General features: G+C 59.1%; 12 protein-coding genes. 11 read left to right on the top strand and 1 reads right to left on the bottom strand.

All coding sequences use genetic code 11. The annotated features are described in order from the left end of the window. Positions 1–61 precede the first annotated feature (61 nt). The 11 genes from urtA (at position 62) to ureC (ending at position 10,496) form a co-directional block, all read left to right on the top strand. Positions 62–1,327 carry an urea ABC transporter substrate-binding protein gene (urtA, locus tag AD668_RS01950; protein ID WP_053153869.1) on the top strand — a complete coding sequence of 422 codons (1,266 nt, stop codon included), beginning with the start codon at positions 62–64 and terminating at the stop codon, positions 1,325–1,327. Between the two features lie 166 nt (positions 1,328–1,493). Then, positions 1,494–2,996, top strand: a complete 1,503-nt coding sequence (gene urtB / locus AD668_RS01945; RefSeq protein ID WP_053153866.1) for an urea ABC transporter permease subunit UrtB — start codon at positions 1,494–1,496, stop codon at positions 2,994–2,996. After that, entirely contained in the window at positions 2,996–4,075 is a 1,080-nt protein-coding gene (gene urtC / locus AD668_RS01940) for an urea ABC transporter permease subunit UrtC (protein ID WP_053153863.1), read from the top strand. Before urtB ends, urtC begins: the two co-directional genes overlap by 1 nt. Continuing rightward, a complete protein-coding gene (urtD, locus tag AD668_RS01935; protein ID WP_053153860.1) occupies positions 4,072–4,944 on the top strand; it encodes an urea ABC transporter ATP-binding protein UrtD in 873 nt (290 codons plus the stop codon). The genes urtC and urtD overlap by 4 nt, the downstream gene beginning before the upstream one ends. A 132-nt stretch (positions 4,945–5,076) precedes the next feature. Continuing rightward, the gene (gene urtE, locus AD668_RS01930; protein WP_053153857.1) at positions 5,077–5,775 is read left to right on the top strand and encodes an urea ABC transporter ATP-binding subunit UrtE; all 699 of its coding nucleotides are present in this window, start codon (positions 5,077–5,079) and stop codon (positions 5,773–5,775) included. Positions 5,776–5,936: 161 nt separating this feature from the next. Further along, positions 5,937–6,776, top strand: coding sequence for an urease accessory protein UreD (locus AD668_RS01925; RefSeq protein ID WP_053153854.1), 840 nt, complete (start codon positions 5,937–5,939; stop codon positions 6,774–6,776). A gap of 161 nt (positions 6,777–6,937) precedes the next feature. After that, positions 6,938–7,240 (top strand): urease subunit gamma, encoded by a 303-nt coding sequence (gene ureA, locus AD668_RS01920; RefSeq protein WP_053153851.1) that lies wholly within the window; start codon positions 6,938–6,940, stop codon positions 7,238–7,240. A 9-nt stretch (positions 7,241–7,249) separates the two neighbouring features. Continuing rightward, complete coding sequence (locus tag AD668_RS01915; RefSeq protein ID WP_053153849.1) at positions 7,250–7,783, top strand: GNAT family N-acetyltransferase; 534 nt, start codon at positions 7,250–7,252, stop codon at positions 7,781–7,783. A gap of 6 nt (positions 7,784–7,789) precedes the next feature. Continuing rightward, positions 7,790–8,323, top strand: coding sequence for an N-acetyltransferase (locus tag AD668_RS01910; RefSeq protein ID WP_053153845.1), 534 nt, complete (start codon positions 7,790–7,792; stop codon positions 8,321–8,323). Then, positions 8,323–8,628: an urease subunit beta gene (locus tag AD668_RS01905; protein ID WP_053153843.1), complete on the top strand. Its 306-nt coding sequence runs from the start codon at positions 8,323–8,325 to the stop codon at positions 8,626–8,628. Before AD668_RS01910 ends, AD668_RS01905 begins: the two co-directional genes overlap by 1 nt. A gap of 167 nt (positions 8,629–8,795) precedes the next feature. Further along, on the top strand, positions 8,796–10,496 hold the full coding sequence (gene ureC, locus AD668_RS01900; protein ID WP_053153840.1) for an urease subunit alpha: 1,701 nt from the start codon (positions 8,796–8,798) through the stop codon (positions 10,494–10,496). A gap of 64 nt (positions 10,497–10,560) precedes the next feature. On the opposite strand, the gene AD668_RS01895 is transcribed toward ureC, so the two are convergent. After that, complete coding sequence (locus AD668_RS01895; RefSeq protein WP_371259747.1) at positions 10,561–15,774, bottom strand: NEL-type E3 ubiquitin ligase domain-containing protein; 5,214 nt, start codon at positions 15,772–15,774, stop codon at positions 10,561–10,563. Between the last annotated feature and the right edge of the window lie 90 nt (positions 15,775–15,864).

Below are 15,864 nucleotides of genomic sequence, written 5' to 3'. Positions count from 1 at the left end.
AGACCCTTCAGTAGTCCGCATCTGCCACCCAGAAAATTCATAAGTTCATGGAGATCGCACAATGAAGCGTCGCAGCTTGATCAAGGCTTTCACACTCACGGCATCCATTGCCGCGATGGGTATGACCTGGACCGTCCAGGCCGCAGAGACCATCAAGGTCGGCATTCTGCATTCCCTGTCCGGGACCATGGCGATCTCCGAGACGTCGCTCAAGGACATGGCGCTGATGACCATTGACGAGATCAACGCCAAGGGCGGCGTGAACGGCAAGATGCTGGAACCGGTGGTGGTGGACCCGGCGTCGAACTGGCCCCTGTTCGCCGAGAAGGGTCGCCAACTGCTGACCCAGGACAAGGTCGCCGTGGTGTTTGGCTGCTGGACCTCCGTATCGCGCAAATCGGTATTGCCGGTGTTTGAGGAACTCAACGGCCTGCTGTTTTACCCGGTGCAATACGAAGGCGAAGAGATGTCGCCGAACGTGTTCTACACCGGCGCCGCGCCGAACCAGCAGGCGATCCCTGCCGTTGAATACCTGATGAGCGAAGAAGGTGGCAGCGCCAAGCGCTACTTCCTGCTCGGCACCGACTACGTCTACCCGCGCACCACCAACAAGATCCTGCGTTCGTTCCTGCATTCCAAGGGTGTGGCCGACAAGGACATCGAAGAGGTGTACACCCCGTTCGGCCACAGCGACTATCAAACCATCGTCGCCAACATCAAGAAATTTTCGGCCGGTGGCAAAACTGCCGTCATCTCGACCGTCAATGGCGACTCCAACGTGCCGTTCTATAAAGAACTGGCCAATCAGGGCCTGAAAGCCACCGACGTTCCGGTCGTGGCGTTCTCGGTGGGTGAAGAAGAACTGCGCGGCATCGACACCAAACCGCTGGTGGGTAACCTGGCGGCGTGGAACTACTTCGAGTCGGTTGAGAACCCGGCGAACAAGAAGTTCGTCGCCGACTGGAAAGCCTACGCCAAGAAACACAACCTGCCGGGCGCCGACAAAGCGGTAACGAATGACCCTATGGAAGCCACCTACGTCGGCATCCACATGTGGGCGCAAGCGGCGGAAAAAGCGAAATCGACCGATGTCGACAAAGTCCGCGAAGCCCTCGCCGGCCAGACCTTTGCCGCGCCGTCCGGCTACACCCTGACCATGGACAAGACCAACCACCACCTGCACAAGCCCGTGATGATCGGCGAGATCCAGGCCGACGGTCAGTTCAACGTCGTATGGCAGACCGAAGGGCCGATCCGCGCTCAACCGTGGAGCCCGTTCATTCAGGGCAACGACAAGAAGCCGGACTATGCGATGAAGAGCAACTAAAGCCACTGGATGCCGGGCCCGAGCTTGGAGCTCGGGTCTGACACAACACCTGTAGGAACTGGCTTGCCAGCGATGCAGACGACTCGGTCGTATTTGATGCTCCGAGGTGATGCCATCGCTGGCAAGCCAGCTCCTACAGGGTCCGTGCATGACCAGGACGTTCGACATGCCCACTGCCTTTTATCGCTTCATCCTCGCCATCGCACTCTTGTTGCCGATGGCCGCTCATGCCGGCGACGCCGAAGACTTCGTCGCTGCCAATCCGGTGCAGCAAGCCAAGCTGCTGGAAACCTGGGCCGCGCAGCCCGATCCCGCTCGCATCGAACTGATCAACGCCCTGCAACAAGGCGAATTGACCGTCAACGGCCAACCAAAAACCTTGCGCCTGAATAACCGTCTGCGGGGTCTGATCGATACTGCTCTGGCCAGTCACCAGTTGCTCGCCGCCGACGCAAAAGTCCGTTTGGCCGCCGCGCAGCTATTGCAGAAAAGCGCGAAACCGGCGCAACTGAAATTCCTCGACCAGCAACTGGCGGGCGAACAGGACGAAGGCGTTCACAGCGCCCTGAGCCTTGCCCTGGCCAATCTGCAATTGGTCGACAGCGATCCCGCCGTGCGCCTCGCTGCCGTGCGTTTGCTCGGTGAAACCGGCGACCCGTTGGCCCGCACCCGTCTCGAAGGCTTGCTCGAGCCCGGTGTCGAAACCGATGCCACCGTGCATACCGCCGCCGAAACCAGCCTCGCTCAAGTCAAACGCAAACTGCTGATCGGCGAACTCTTGGGTCAGGCCTTCAGTGGTATGTCACTGGGTTCGATTTTGCTGCTCGCGGCATTGGGACTGGCGATCACCTTCGGCCTGCTCGGCGTGATCAACATGGCCCACGGCGAGATGCTGATGCTCGGCGCCTACTCGACGTATGTGGTGCAGTTGATGTTCCAGCGCTACGCACCGCAGGCCATCGAGTTCTATCCACTGATCGCGTTGCCGGTCGCGTTTTTCGTCACCGCCGCCATCGGCATGGCGCTGGAGCGCACGGTGATCCGCCATCTCTACGGCCGGCCGCTGGAAACCCTGCTCGCCACCTGGGGCATCAGCCTGATGCTGATTCAACTGGTGCGTCTGGTGTTCGGTGCGCAAAACGTCGAAGTGGCCAACCCTGCGTGGTTGTCGGGTGGGATTCAGGTGCTGCCGAACCTGGTGTTGCCGTACAACCGCATCGTCATCATCGCCTTCGCCTTGTCCGTGGTGGTGCTGACCTGGCTTCTGTTGAACAAGACACGCCTGGGCCTGAACGTGCGCGCTGTCACGCAGAACCGCAACATGGCGGCCTGCTGCGGCGTGCCCACCGGACGCGTGGACATGCTCGCCTTCGGCCTCGGCTCGGGCATCGCCGGCCTCGGCGGTGTGGCGCTGAGCCAGATCGGCAACGTCGGCCCGGACCTCGGCCAGAGCTACATCATCGACTCGTTCCTGGTGGTGGTGCTCGGCGGCGTCGGCCAATTGGCCGGTAGCGTGTTCGCAGCGTTCGGTCTCGGGATTGCCAACAAGATTCTCGAACCGCAAATCGGTGCCGTGCTCGGCAAGATCCTCATCCTCGCGCTGATCATTCTGTTCATCCAGAAACGTCCGCAAGGCCTCTTCGCATTGAAAGGACGGGTGATCGACTGATGAACCAGCCCCTGCTCGTTACCGCGACACAAAAAGCCGGACCTAAAGTCTCGATTGCCGTCGGTGCGGTGATCCTCGTATTGCTGTTGGCGTTGCCGCTGCTGTCCCTGTTATCACCGGACAGCGCGCTGCACGTCTCGGCTTATACCCTGACTCTGGTGGGCAAGATCCTTTGCTACGCCATCGTCGCCCTGGCGCTGGATCTGGTCTGGGGGTACGCCGGATTGCTGTCCCTCGGTCACGGTCTGTTCTTCGCCCTCGGCGGTTATGCAATGGGCATGTACCTGATGCGCCAAGCCTCGGGGGATGGCTTGCCGGCGTTCATGACATTCCTGTCGTGGACCGAACTGCCGTGGTTCTGGATCGGCACCAGCAGCTTTCTCTGGACCCTGTGTCTGGTGGTATTGGCGCCGGGATTGCTGGCACTGGTGTTCGGTTTCTTCGCCTTCCGTTCGCGGATCAAGGGCGTGTATTTCTCGATCATGACTCAGGCGCTGACCTTCGCCGGCATGCTCCTGTTTTTCCGCAACGAAACCGGCTTCGGCGGCAATAACGGTTTCACCAATTTCCGCACGATTCTCGGCTTCGGCATTACCGAACCTGGCACCCGCGCCGTGCTGTTTCTTGCCACAGTGCTGCTGCTGGTGGCGAGCCTGTTCATCGGCTGGCGTCTGGCGCAAAGCAAGTTCGGCCGGGTACTCACCGCCCTGCGCGATGCGGAAAACCGTCTGATGTTCTGCGGCTATGACCCTCGCGGCTTCAAGTTGTTCGTCTGGGTGTTGAGTGCAGTGTTGTGCGGTCTGGCAGGCGCGTTATACGTGCCACAAGTCGGCATCATCAACCCCAGCGAAATGTCGCCGACCAACTCGATCGAGGCCGCGGTGTGGGTTGCCCTGGGCGGGCGCGGCACCTTGATCGGCCCATTGCTCGGCGCTGGCGTGGTCAACGGCATGAAGAGCTGGTTCACCGTGGCGTTTCCCGAGTACTGGCTGTTCTTCCTCGGCGCGCTGTTCATTGTCGTGACCCTGTACCTGCCCAAAGGCGTGATTGGTTTGCTGAAGAAAAGAGGTGAACAATGAGAGTTACGGCAACGGCTGAATTCATGCTCGAACCGGCATTCTTTCCACCGCTGGAACCCAACCGCGATGCTGGCACCAGCCGCGATGCCCTCGGTCTCGGCCTGCGCGCAGGCCCCGGCCTGAATACCCGTCACGGCACGATCCTGACCCTGGAAGACATCAGCGTCAGCTTCGACGGTTTCCGTGCGCTGAACAATTTGAACCTGTACATCGGCGTCGGCGAATTGCGCTGCATCATCGGCCCCAATGGCGCTGGCAAGACCACGCTGATGGACGTGATCACCGGCAAGACTCGCCCAAGCCACGGCAAGGCCTGGTTCGGCGAAACCCTGGACCTGAGGCAAATGAGCGAAGTGCAGATTGCCCAGGCCGGCATCGGTCGCAAGTTCCAGAAACCGACGGTATTCGAAGCCCTGAGCGTGTTTGAAAACCTGGAACTGGCGCAGAAAACCGACAAGTCGGTATGGGCCAGTTTGCGCGCTCGCCTGAATGGCGAACAAAAAGACCGCATCGCCGAAGTGCTGGAGACCATTCGCCTGACCACTTCGGTCAATCGGCCGGCGGGCCTGCTTTCCCACGGTCAGAAGCAGCTTCTGGAGATCGGCATGTTGCTGATGCAGGACCCGCAACTGCTGCTGCTCGACGAACCGGTGGCAGGCATGACCGATGCCGAAACCGAATTTACCGCCGAGTTGTTCAAAAGCCTCGCCGGCAAGCACTCCTTGATGGTGGTGGAACACGACATGGGCTTCGTCGGTTCGATCGCCGATCACGTCACTGTGCTGCATCAGGGCAGTGTGCTGGCCGAAGGGTCGCTGGAGCAGGTGCAGGAAAACGAGCGCGTCATCGAGGTCTACCTCGGTCGCTGAAGTTTGCGAATACAAAACCTGTAGGAGCTGGCTTGCCAGCGATAGCGATGCAACTGCCGACATTGATGTTGAATGTCATGGCCTCATCGCTGGCAAGCCAGCGCCTACAGGGGATTTGAGGAGAACGTGAGAATGCTGCAAGTCGAAAAACTGCACCAGTACTACGGCGGAAGCCACATCCTGCGCGGCCTGTCGTTTGACGTGAAGGTCGGCGAAGTCACCTGTCTGCTCGGGCGCAATGGCGTGGGCAAGACCACCCTGCTCAAATGCCTGATGGGCCTGTTGCCGGCCAAGGAAGGCGCAGTGAACTGGGAGGGCAAACCGATCACCACGTTCAAGCCCCATCAACGCGTACACGCCGGCATCGCTTACGTCCCGCAAGGCCGGGAAATCTTCGGCCGTCTGACCGTCGAGGAAAACCTGCTGATGGGCCTGTCGCGATTCCCCGGCAGCGAAGCCAAGGAAGTCCCGGCGTTCATCTACGAGCTGTTCCCGGTACTGCTGCAAATGAAACAACGGCGCGGTGGCGACTTGTCCGGTGGCCAACAACAGCAACTGGCAATCGGCCGTGCCTTGGCCAGCCGCCCTCGCCTGCTGATCCTCGATGAGCCCACTGAAGGCATCCAGCCGTCGGTGATCAAGGAGATCGGCGCAGTGATCAAAAAGCTCGCTGCTCGCGGCGACATGGCGATTTTGCTGGTGGAGCAATTCTACGATTTCGCCGCCGAACTGGCCGACCACTACCTGGTGATGTCCCGGGGCGAAATCGTGCAACAGGGCCGTGGCGAAAACATGGAAGCCGAGGGCGTGCGCGGACTGGTCACGATCTGATCTCACCGGGCAAAAAAAAGCATGAAGCACCAATTTGTTGCAGCGCTACCCATGCGACGCCTCCTGTTGGTGCGCGCTGACGATCAATTGCCGCCTCCTGCCGGTAATGTCCCCGGCACAGCCTTTGCAGAGATCCGCTTATCTCACAATAAGCATTGACCATGACTCTTCCAGCTTCTGGCGTCTTGTTTACCCCCAGTTGGCACGCCGAACTGGAGCTGGGTTATGCCCGATTCGGGGCCGGCACCCGCCCGGTTCTGCGCCGACACCAAGGTCCGCTCAGGGTGCAGAAGCATCTGTATGCCGAAGGGCCTGAAGTCTGCCAGCACATCATCGTCCATCCACCCGGTGGAATCGCCGGCGGTGATCGGCTGGATATCTCCGCCTGCGTTGGCACCGATGCCTGGGCGCAGATCACCAGTCCCGGCGCAGCCAAGTGGTATCGCGCAGCCGGGCCCGCCTATCAGCAGTTGAAGTTGCAGGTGGCGGCCGGTGCGACCCTGGAATGGTTGCCGCAAGAGACGATCGTCTTCAGCGCCGCCCAGGCTGAACTCAGCACCTGCGTCGACCTTGAAGGCGATGCGCGGCTGTTCTACTGGGACGTTGTGGCGCTGGGCCGACCGGCCAGCGGCGAGCGCTTTGACCTCGGACATTTTCAGGCGCAACTCGATATCCGTCGCGACGGCCAGTTGCTCTGGCATGAACGTCAGCGCATTGTCGGAAATGACGGTTTGCTCGATTCGCCGATCGGACTGGATGGGCAGCCGGTGTTTGCTACGTTGCTGGTGACGGGTGAGATTGATAGTGAACTGCTGGAGAGCTGCCGCTCGCTACCCAACGACGTGCGAGGGGATCTGACCCAACTTCCAGGATTACTGGTTGCCCGGTGCCTGGCCAGTGAAGCGTTGTTGGCGCGGGGATGGCTGATCGATTTGTGGCGATTGCTCCGCCCGGCGTTGCTTGGCCGCGAAGCCGTCCCCCCTAGAATATGGAACACCTGAACACCGATCCCTTGTAGGAGCTGTCGAGTGAAACGAGGCTGCGATCTTTTTTCCGCTGAAGAGCAAATTCAAGATCAAAGGATCGCAGCCTCGCTTCGCTCGACAGCTCCTACGGGAGGCAAAACGCACGATATTTATTCTGCCAAAAATGGATTCCAACGATGGACCTGACCCCACGCGAAAAAGACAAGCTGCTGATCTTCACCGCAGGCCTGGTCGCCGAACGGCGTTTGGCGCGCGGTGTGAAACTCAATTATCCGGAAGCCATGGCGTACATCTCCGCCGCCCTGCTCGAAGGTGCGCGTGACGGCCAGACCGTGGCTGAGTTGATGCACTTCGGTACTACTCTGCTGGCTCGCGAACAAGTGATGGAAGGCATCCCGGAAATGATCCCCGAGATTCAGGTCGAAGCCACCTTCCCTGACGGCACCAAACTGGTCACCGTCCATCAACCCATCGCCTGAGACCGCGCCATGACTTACTCCATCCGCGATGCCGTGCACGCCGACCTGCCGGCGATCCGTGACATCTACAACGACGCAGTGCTCAACACCACCGCGATCTGGAACGAACAATCCGTCGACCTGGACAACCGTCAGGCCTGGTTCCGCGCCCGGCAAACCCAGGGGTATCCGATTCTGGTCATCGTCGATGCCGACAACACTGTGCTCGGTTATGCCTCGTTCGGCGACTGGCGACCGTTCGACGGCTTCCGCCATACCGTCGAGCACTCGGTTTACGTGCGCAGCGACCAGCGCGGCAATGGGCTCGGTCCGAAATTGATGACTGTGTTGATCGAGCGCGCCAAAGACTGCGAAAAACACGTGATGGTCGCGGCCATTGAAAGCGGTAACGCTGCATCGATTCGCTTGCATGAGCGCGCCGGTTTCAAGACCACCGGACAAATGCCTCAGGTAGGCACCAAGTTCGGCCGCTGGCTCGACCTGACATTCATGCAGCTGACCCTCAATCCCGGTGCAGAGCCGCCAAGCGTCAGTAAGGAGTAACGCCCAATGAACGCCGCCCAACTGCGACGCGTCAACGTTGAAAGCTTTGCCCACTACCGTCAGGGCCTGATTGACTTGCTGCTCGATGCCGTCGGTTACGGCGCCAGCGTCGGCTTCATGGCAGACCTGGATGCGATGCAGGCCCACGCCTACTTCGACGAGGTCCAGGACAACCTCAACAAGGGCAACGTGCTGCTGTGGGTGGTGGTCAAGGACGAACAGGTGCAGGCCAGTGTGCAACTGGGCCTGTGCCGCAAACCCAATGGCTTGAACCGCGCCGAAGTGCAAAAACTACTGGTCCGCGAACATGCACAGCGTCGCGGTCTGGGCCAGCAGTTGATGGCGACGTTGGAAAAAGCCGCCCTGCAACACCAGCGCGGCATGCTCTACCTCGATACCGAGGCCGGTTCGCCCGCCGAGGATTTCTACAAGGCTCTGGGTTACACCCGCGCCGGGGAAATTCCCGACTACGCCTGTGACCCGAGTGGTCGCTACAAGCCGACCGCCCTCTACTACAAGATTCTCCAAGGAGCCCATTGATGATTCCCGGTGAATACCAGATCGAGCCCGGCGACATCGAACTCAACGTCGGCCGTCGCACCCTCAGCCTTAAGGTGGCGAACAGTGGCGACCGGCCCATCCAGGTCGGCTCGCACTACCACTTTTTTGAAACCAATGACGCGCTGACGTTCGACCGCGCCGCCAGTCGTGGCATGCGCCTGAATATTCCTGCCGGCACCGCCGTGCGGTTTGAGCCGGGGCAGAGTCGCGAGGTTGAGTTGGTGGATTTGGCAGGGCATCGTCGGGTGTTCGGGTTTGCCGGCAGGATCATGGGTGATCTCTAAGTCATGCCGCGCCAGTACCGGCCCCTTCGCCAGCAAGCCGGCTCCTACAGGGAATCGCATTCCAACACCGCTTTTGCGGTGACCTGTAGGAGCTGCCGAGCGCAGCGAGGCTGCGATAGCGAGCAACGCGAGCGGTTTGAATTTCAATTAAATCCCAAGGCATGCGCATGAAAATCTCAAGACAAGCCTACGCCGACATGTTCGGTCCCACCGTCGGTGACAAGGTGCGCCTGGCCGATACCGAGCTGTGGATCGAAGTCGAAAAGGACTTCACCACCTACGGCGAAGAAGTGAAATTCGGCGGCGGCAAAGTCATTCGTGACGGCCAGGGCCAGAGCCAACTGTTGGCTTCCGAAGTCGTCGACACCCTGATCACCAACGCGCTGATCATCGACCACTGGGGCATCGTCAAGGCCGATGTCGGCCTCAAGGACGGCCGTATCGCCGCCATCGGCAAAGCCGGCAACCCGGACATCCAGCCCAACGTGAACATCGCCATCGGCGCCAGCACCGAAGTGATCGCCGGTGAAGGCATGATCCTCACCGCTGGCGGCATCGACACGCACATTCACTTCATCTGCCCGCAACAGATCGAAGAAGCACTGATGAGCGGCGTCACCACCATGATCGGCGGCGGCACTGGCCCCGCCACCGGCACCAACGCAACGACCTGCACTTCCGGGCCATGGCACCTGGCGCGCATGCTCCAGGCCGCCGACGCGTTCCCGATGAACATCGGTCTGACCGGCAAGGGCAACGCCAGTTTGCCCGAGCCGCTGATCGAGCAGGTCAAGGCCGGCGCCATCGGCCTCAAGCTGCACGAAGACTGGGGAACGACGCCCGCAAGCATCGACAACTGCCTGACGGTGGCCGATCAATTCGACGTACAAGTCGCGATCCACACCGACACCCTCAACGAATCCGGTTTCGTCGAAACCACCCTCGCCGCGTTCAAGGGTCGCACCATCCACACCTATCACACCGAAGGTGCCGGGGGCGGGCACGCGCCGGACATCATCAAGGCCTGCGGCTTTACCAACGTGCTGCCGAGTTCGACCAACCCGACCCGGCCGTTCACCCGCAATACCATCGACGAACACCTCGACATGCTGATGGTCTGCCATCACCTGGACCCAAGCATTGCCGAAGACGTGGCCTTCGCCGAAAGCCGTATCCGCCGCGAAACCATTGCCGCCGAAGACATCCTCCACGACCTCGGCGCCTTCTCGATGATCAGCTCCGACAGCCAGGCCATGGGCCGCGTCGGCGAAGTCATCACGCGAACCTGGCAGACCGCCGACAAGATGAAAAAGCAGCGTGGCCCGCTGCCTCTGGATGGTGAAGGCAACGACAACTTCCGCGCTAAACGCTACATCGCCAAGTACACCATCAACCCGGCGATCACCCATGGCATCAGCCATGAAGTGGGTTCGATCGAAGTCGGAAAATGGGCGGATCTGGTGCTCTGGCGCCCGGCATTTTTTGGCGTGAAGCCGACGCTTATCCTCAAGGGCGGCGCCATCGCGGCCAGCCTGATGGGTGACGCCAATGCTTCAATTCCCACGCCTCAACCCGTGCACTACCGCCCAATGTTTGCCAGCTTCGGCGGCTCATTGCATGCCACCAGCATGACCTTCATCAGCCAGGCTGCGCAGGATGCCGGATTGCCGGAAGCCTTGGGGCTGAAGAAGAAAATCGCCGTGGTCAAAGGCTGCCGCGATGTGCAGAAGACCGACCTGATCCACAACGATTACCTGCCGAACATCGATGTTGATCCGCAGACTTATCAGGTAAAGGCCGATGGTGTGTTGCTGTGGTGCGAGCCAGCAGAAACCTTACCGATGGCGCAGCGATACTTTCTGTTTTAAGCACAATAACGCGCAGAAAAAAGCCCCGATGACACCCATTGTCATCGGGGCCAAGTGCAGACGATCAGCTACTTTGCTCTACCGTGAAAGGGATCTCCGTTCTCTGGATCTTTGCCCGGTCCATTGCTTCCTGCGTCAGTTTTTTCAGCAGTGTGTTCTTTTCTTCATCAATGAGTTCGAGGTCTGCGATATAGCTTTCCTCACTCATGATCTGGCCAGCAGCAAAATCACTTTCCGGTTTGCCCAGCTCCGTCGCCAGCACTCGAAGCTCTTCTTTCAGGCGATCCTTTTCTTCGGGTGATAACGTCAAATCTTCTGCCCTTGTGTCCATCGCTACTTTGTACTCGGTTGTCGCATCGATACGGCGCTGAAGACGCTTGAACGCCTGACGGTTAGAGCCCTTTACATAGCGATTCCACAGCGGTTGTTCTGCGATCGAATCGCGCAGCAAGTCGCCTTCCTCCAAGGCAAGAATCCGTTGCTCAGCTGCCTCGATCATCGGCGGTGTCACACCGGCAATCCTGCGAAACTGCATGCCGCGCGCCTGCCAGGGAAGATCCAACCGCTGCGCCAGTTCTGTCATATACGCCAGATGAACCTCTACCTCATCAATCGACCCTGTGACCTCACCTTGCGCATCTACACGCCTGAATCGCTCACCCGCTGCCAGGCGTTCCGACACCCGTCGACGGGCGATAGCGCCAAGCTGATCCAGGCGTGACTTGCCCCGGGCGAGTTCCAGCAGTTGCGTTTCGACCAGGTCCTTGGCAACCAATGCATAGGCCTCATGAACCAGCACCTCGACCCCCATCGCGTTGAACAGCTGAGTGCCGCCGTCGACACACTCCGTGGGGGAAAGGGCCTCATTGAAAAGCTTCTCGCGTAACTCGGTGTTTTGCGCCATGGCTTCGAGCATTCGCCAGACTTTACCGGTCAAATCGATTCGGTAAGCGCCCCCTGCCTTGAAGTCAGCGGACTCGGTGAGCTTTCGGATCTCATTGAAAAAGTTTTCCGAGTGGTATTCGTCTTCCACCTCGTCCCAGATTTTCTGCCTGACGCTCCATTCCTCCCTGGACATGCCCTCATCCCAGAAAGCGCCGTCCATGACTCCCCTGGGTGGATAGGGCCGCTCAGGGTCCATCCCGATTGATTCGGCATACAACCTGAGGGTGTTCCGGTTATCGGCGGATAACCACTGCGGCTCATGACTCAACCGGGTGCGTGTCAGGAGTTCCGCGCGAAACGAGCCGGGAGCCACCACCGGGATCTGCTCGAGCCGGTTTAAGCGCAGGTCCAGATAGATATGCCGTGGACGTGGCTTGGAGAACAGCCCAACTGGCCAACGGTCGATGCCACAACCGACGAGGGTCAAAATCTCCAGATGCGGCATCTGGCTGATGTCTGGCACCAGGACCAGCGGGTTGCCATTCATGTTTAGCCATTTAAGCTGCGTCAGTTTTTTCAGACGCGCCACGGCGCTCTGGGTCAGCGCGATGTCGTTGTCAATGAGCGTCAGATGCGTCAAAAACCACATCTCGCTCACTTCTGGGGGCAGACGATTGAGCAGGTTGCCCGTGAGGTCCAGTTGCCGCAGCCACCGGAATGGCTCGAGAAATTGCGTCTGACTGGCCAGCAGGGAGGTATTGCGCAGGCTCAAGTGAGTGACATGATCAAAATTGGCGCGCAACTTCGGCATTCCGACAAGGTGACGACCCATGGGCAAATCATCGAGGATCAGCGCCTGAGGCCGGATCACGCCTGGCATCTCCTCCCCTTCCGGCCCGACACGCTGCCAGCATTGCCTGATCAGTTTGTATAAGCGGTTTCGGGCTTCCCATTCGGCGACGCCCGCTGGGCTGAAGCGAAACGAGATGGTTTGAGAGTTGATCCACTGTTGCAGGGTCCGGCTCAACTGATCGAACTCGGCTTCCAGGCCTCTGAGGCCCTGTTCGACCACGACACTCTCCTGTCCGTACTGCGCCAGAAGCGATTCAACTTCTGCTTCGGTAAACGCCGGGTACAACGAGCGGACACGTCGACGAAACCCCGTCCACTCCAACGCCTGCCGGGTATAGCCAGGCATACCACCGCGCAGTTTCATGATCTCGGGGTCGTAGTGAGGTTTGCGAATCGGGTTCTCCAGTAGAATCGGCTCAAGCCGTTCGTGGCTCAGTGGATTGTCCTGAATCGCCTTCTCCAGCCCCTGCGCGTCATGAATTTCAAAGCCCAGCGCCGTGCGCTGCGCGTCGGGCAAGGCATGCAGGACGGCGGCGTATAGCGTGTCCTCACCGTGCAAGTGCTGATCGAGTTCATCCCTGGCCTCAAAAAGCCCGTTTTCGCTACGGACCAGTACTTTACGAATCGGTGCGCTCTGCGCTCCGACGCTGTCGAACAAGTTGCCCTGAGCGGAATAGTCGCGGATTTCGAGGCGCAAATCCTTGGGCCAACCCGGCAAAGACTCCAGTGAATGCAGGACCAGCCGCGTGGTGTCGCTGCTGTACAGCTCCGGGAGGTAAAGCCCTTCATATGCACGGTTCAGACGCAATTGCTCCAAGGCCTGGTCAGACTGTCGGGACAGGGCCATAGGCACGCGTTTTTTTTCGGTCATGAACTTCAAGTCCGCCGGATCAGCATGATGCAGCAGTTCTTCCGCCAGGCTGTTCGGCAGGTCCGACGCTCGGAGCTTGAGGCGTGCCACCAAGGGGGTCGTGAGGCGCTCGCGCTGTGCATAAAGACCATCGAAAAGCTGCCGTTTTTGTTTGGCTGCCTGCTCTGACAGTTTTTTGCGCAAGGTCTCGATGCGCGCCGTCCGGTCACCCGACAGCCACTCTCCAAGCACGTCGCGCAATGCCGTTTCATCGAGAAAATCCACGACCTTTTCAGGCAGTTTTCCTGCGACGAGGTCCTCATGGCTCAACGTTAACGTCTGCGCGGCAACAGCCTTGAAATCCCCGACCTTGACCGAAGGACCTGACAAATCAGGCCCTTCAAACACTTCGATGGCCTTACCGCGGGGCCATCCACTCAACTCAGTCATGAACCGGGGTAAAAATCCGGCCAGATCCGCGTTAACTCGATTGGCGAGAATCATCGCTTCGCAAGCTTCGGCATCTGCATACGCCTTGAAACGTTCAAGCGTATCGCCCATCAGCGCAGGCATGGTTTCGTGCTCGGCATGCAGGCGGCGCAATGCATTTTCGTGCACACCACTGACGTGCAGAACCTGCTCCAGCGTTTCATCGGACAATCCGTCAACTTGCGCTCCCAAACGCCTGAGCAACGTCGCCTTGTCCCATTCCAGCGGCATGTCGAGTTCAGTCTTCCAGCTGCCAGCACCGTTATGCTCCAGCAACGGCTGATAAGCGTCTGGCCGGGTCGGGTGCGCGAGTCGCTGCTGTCCGGTCTTCGGGTCTTGCTTGAGCGCATAATGTTTGTCGTCGATCCGCAGCAGATCCTGCCCTAGATGCCGGTAAAGCCCATCCTCGCTGGCTACGATGGTTTTGGGCACGGCGACCGGATGTTCGTAAGGCTTCAGATCAGGATTCCAGAGTTTTTCCCCATCACCGAATGCCACCGGTTTAAGGCCCTCGACAAACGGTGAAACCTTGACCGGGCTCACCGCCCCGCCCGGTACCACATGCCCGGCGCCCATGATCGCCAGTTGGGCGAAGTTGATCAGGACACCATTGATGTAGGCTGCTCCCTCCTCCTTGTCACCTTTACTCCAGTCCTCAATACCTTCTGCAAGCTCGGCCAGCATTTGCGCGACCATGATGCCCAGCACTGCCTCGCCAAGACCGGGTACGAGTAGCGCTGCATAACTGAAAATGTTCCAGCCGATGTCGAGATAGCTGGTCAGGCGCTTGAACCGGGTTGTCGCATCTTCATCGTCGGTCGGCACGGCAATGCTGCGAGCATCGGCAATGGCCTTGTCACGCCGATCGATGAACAGGCGCAACCATAAATCACCCGTTATCGTGTTGGTGATGGGCTCGGCATTGGGATTCTCGACCGCCGTTTCCCGCCACCAGGGCCCCATGTCCAGAGGTTCGCGTTGCACCCATTTGAATGTCTTGAGGCGTTCGTTGACCCGTGCGAAGAAATGCCCCTTGTCTTTGTGCGCGACGAATCGGCTGAAAAACGCCTGATAGTCCGGGTTTCGCAACTGGCTGATCAGCGTCTTCATGAAGTCGCTCAGTGATGCGTATTCCTTTACAGGATGGTCCGGATCATCCGGTACATAGGCGATCAACGTGCCGGTCAAGCGACTCTGCTGATGGATGTCGTCCTTTCGGATCACTTCATCGACCAGACCCTTCGGTCCGTTGGCGAAGAACGCCTGCAACAGCTTGAAGCGGTCATATGAATTGCCCCGTAGCACCGGAATTCTCTCGGACCATTCACTCCAGAATTTCCAGGCGTCGGGCGTTAACGCATCAATGGCCTGTTTGATCTGGGAAGGCTCACTGACCGCACTGAACAGCACAATGCCGGTCAGCCGAAATCCCATCAGCGACAATCGATGACCGTGCAGCGGCCGGTCATCCAGGGTGACATTCTCGTGACCCTCGCGGATGCCCCCCAACTTGCCGAACACCTGCGGGCAGATGTCGCCCTTCAACCGCGCAGTCAGTGCCGCCACATGAAAGGCTGATTTCTCGCTGGCCAATGATTCCTGCTGCAACACCTGTTTTGCCTGCGAAGACGTTGGCAGAAGAATGGACTGGAGGTGTTTCTGGTATTGCCCGCCGATATCCAGCTCTCGGCATAAGGTTGCGAACTCCGGCAGCGTAATCGCCGGGTCGAGTACAAGGCTGCCGCGCAGGTCCTTGCGATAGACACCTGAACTGTTTCGAAATGCATCTTTTTCGGTTTCAGACGCTTCGAAGTTGTGCAACGCGGCTTGCACCATCGTTGAGGTGCGAACGCGACTGGCGCCGGTGTCGATGCCGAAGATGATTTTGCTGGGCATTTCAAGTTGAACGGTCAGGTCATCAACGTTCTGCAAGGTCTTGAATGTCGACTGCAGCCCGTTGCTCAGCAAAGGCTTGGCGAAGGCATTGATGTCGTGCTGCAAGTCGCCGAGCGTCTTGTCCAGTTGTCCTTGCAGGCGCCAGCGTTCATCCATCAACGTTTTGAGTTCCCGACGATCGTCCTCTGAAGCACCTGCATACCAATCCGGCATCGCAGGTTTGGTTTCGACCAGCGCTTTCAAACGCGCAATCGGAGCCGTTTTTATTGCCGGCGGTATCGCTTCGAATACACGGTTGTAATGCATCCCCTTGTTATCGTTCGAAACGGGCTCGGCGTTTTCTATCGAATTGCTTCCATGCAAATCGGCCATAATTTGTTCACTTATTTAATGAAT

It is taken from the genome of Pseudomonas sp. P1.8, from assembly GCF_001269805.1.
In the GTDB taxonomy this organism is placed as follows: Bacteria; Pseudomonadota; Gammaproteobacteria; order Pseudomonadales; family Pseudomonadaceae; genus Aquipseudomonas.
Note: the sequence above shows the minus strand (reverse complement) of the source record. Positions and strands in the feature narration are given on the sequence as shown.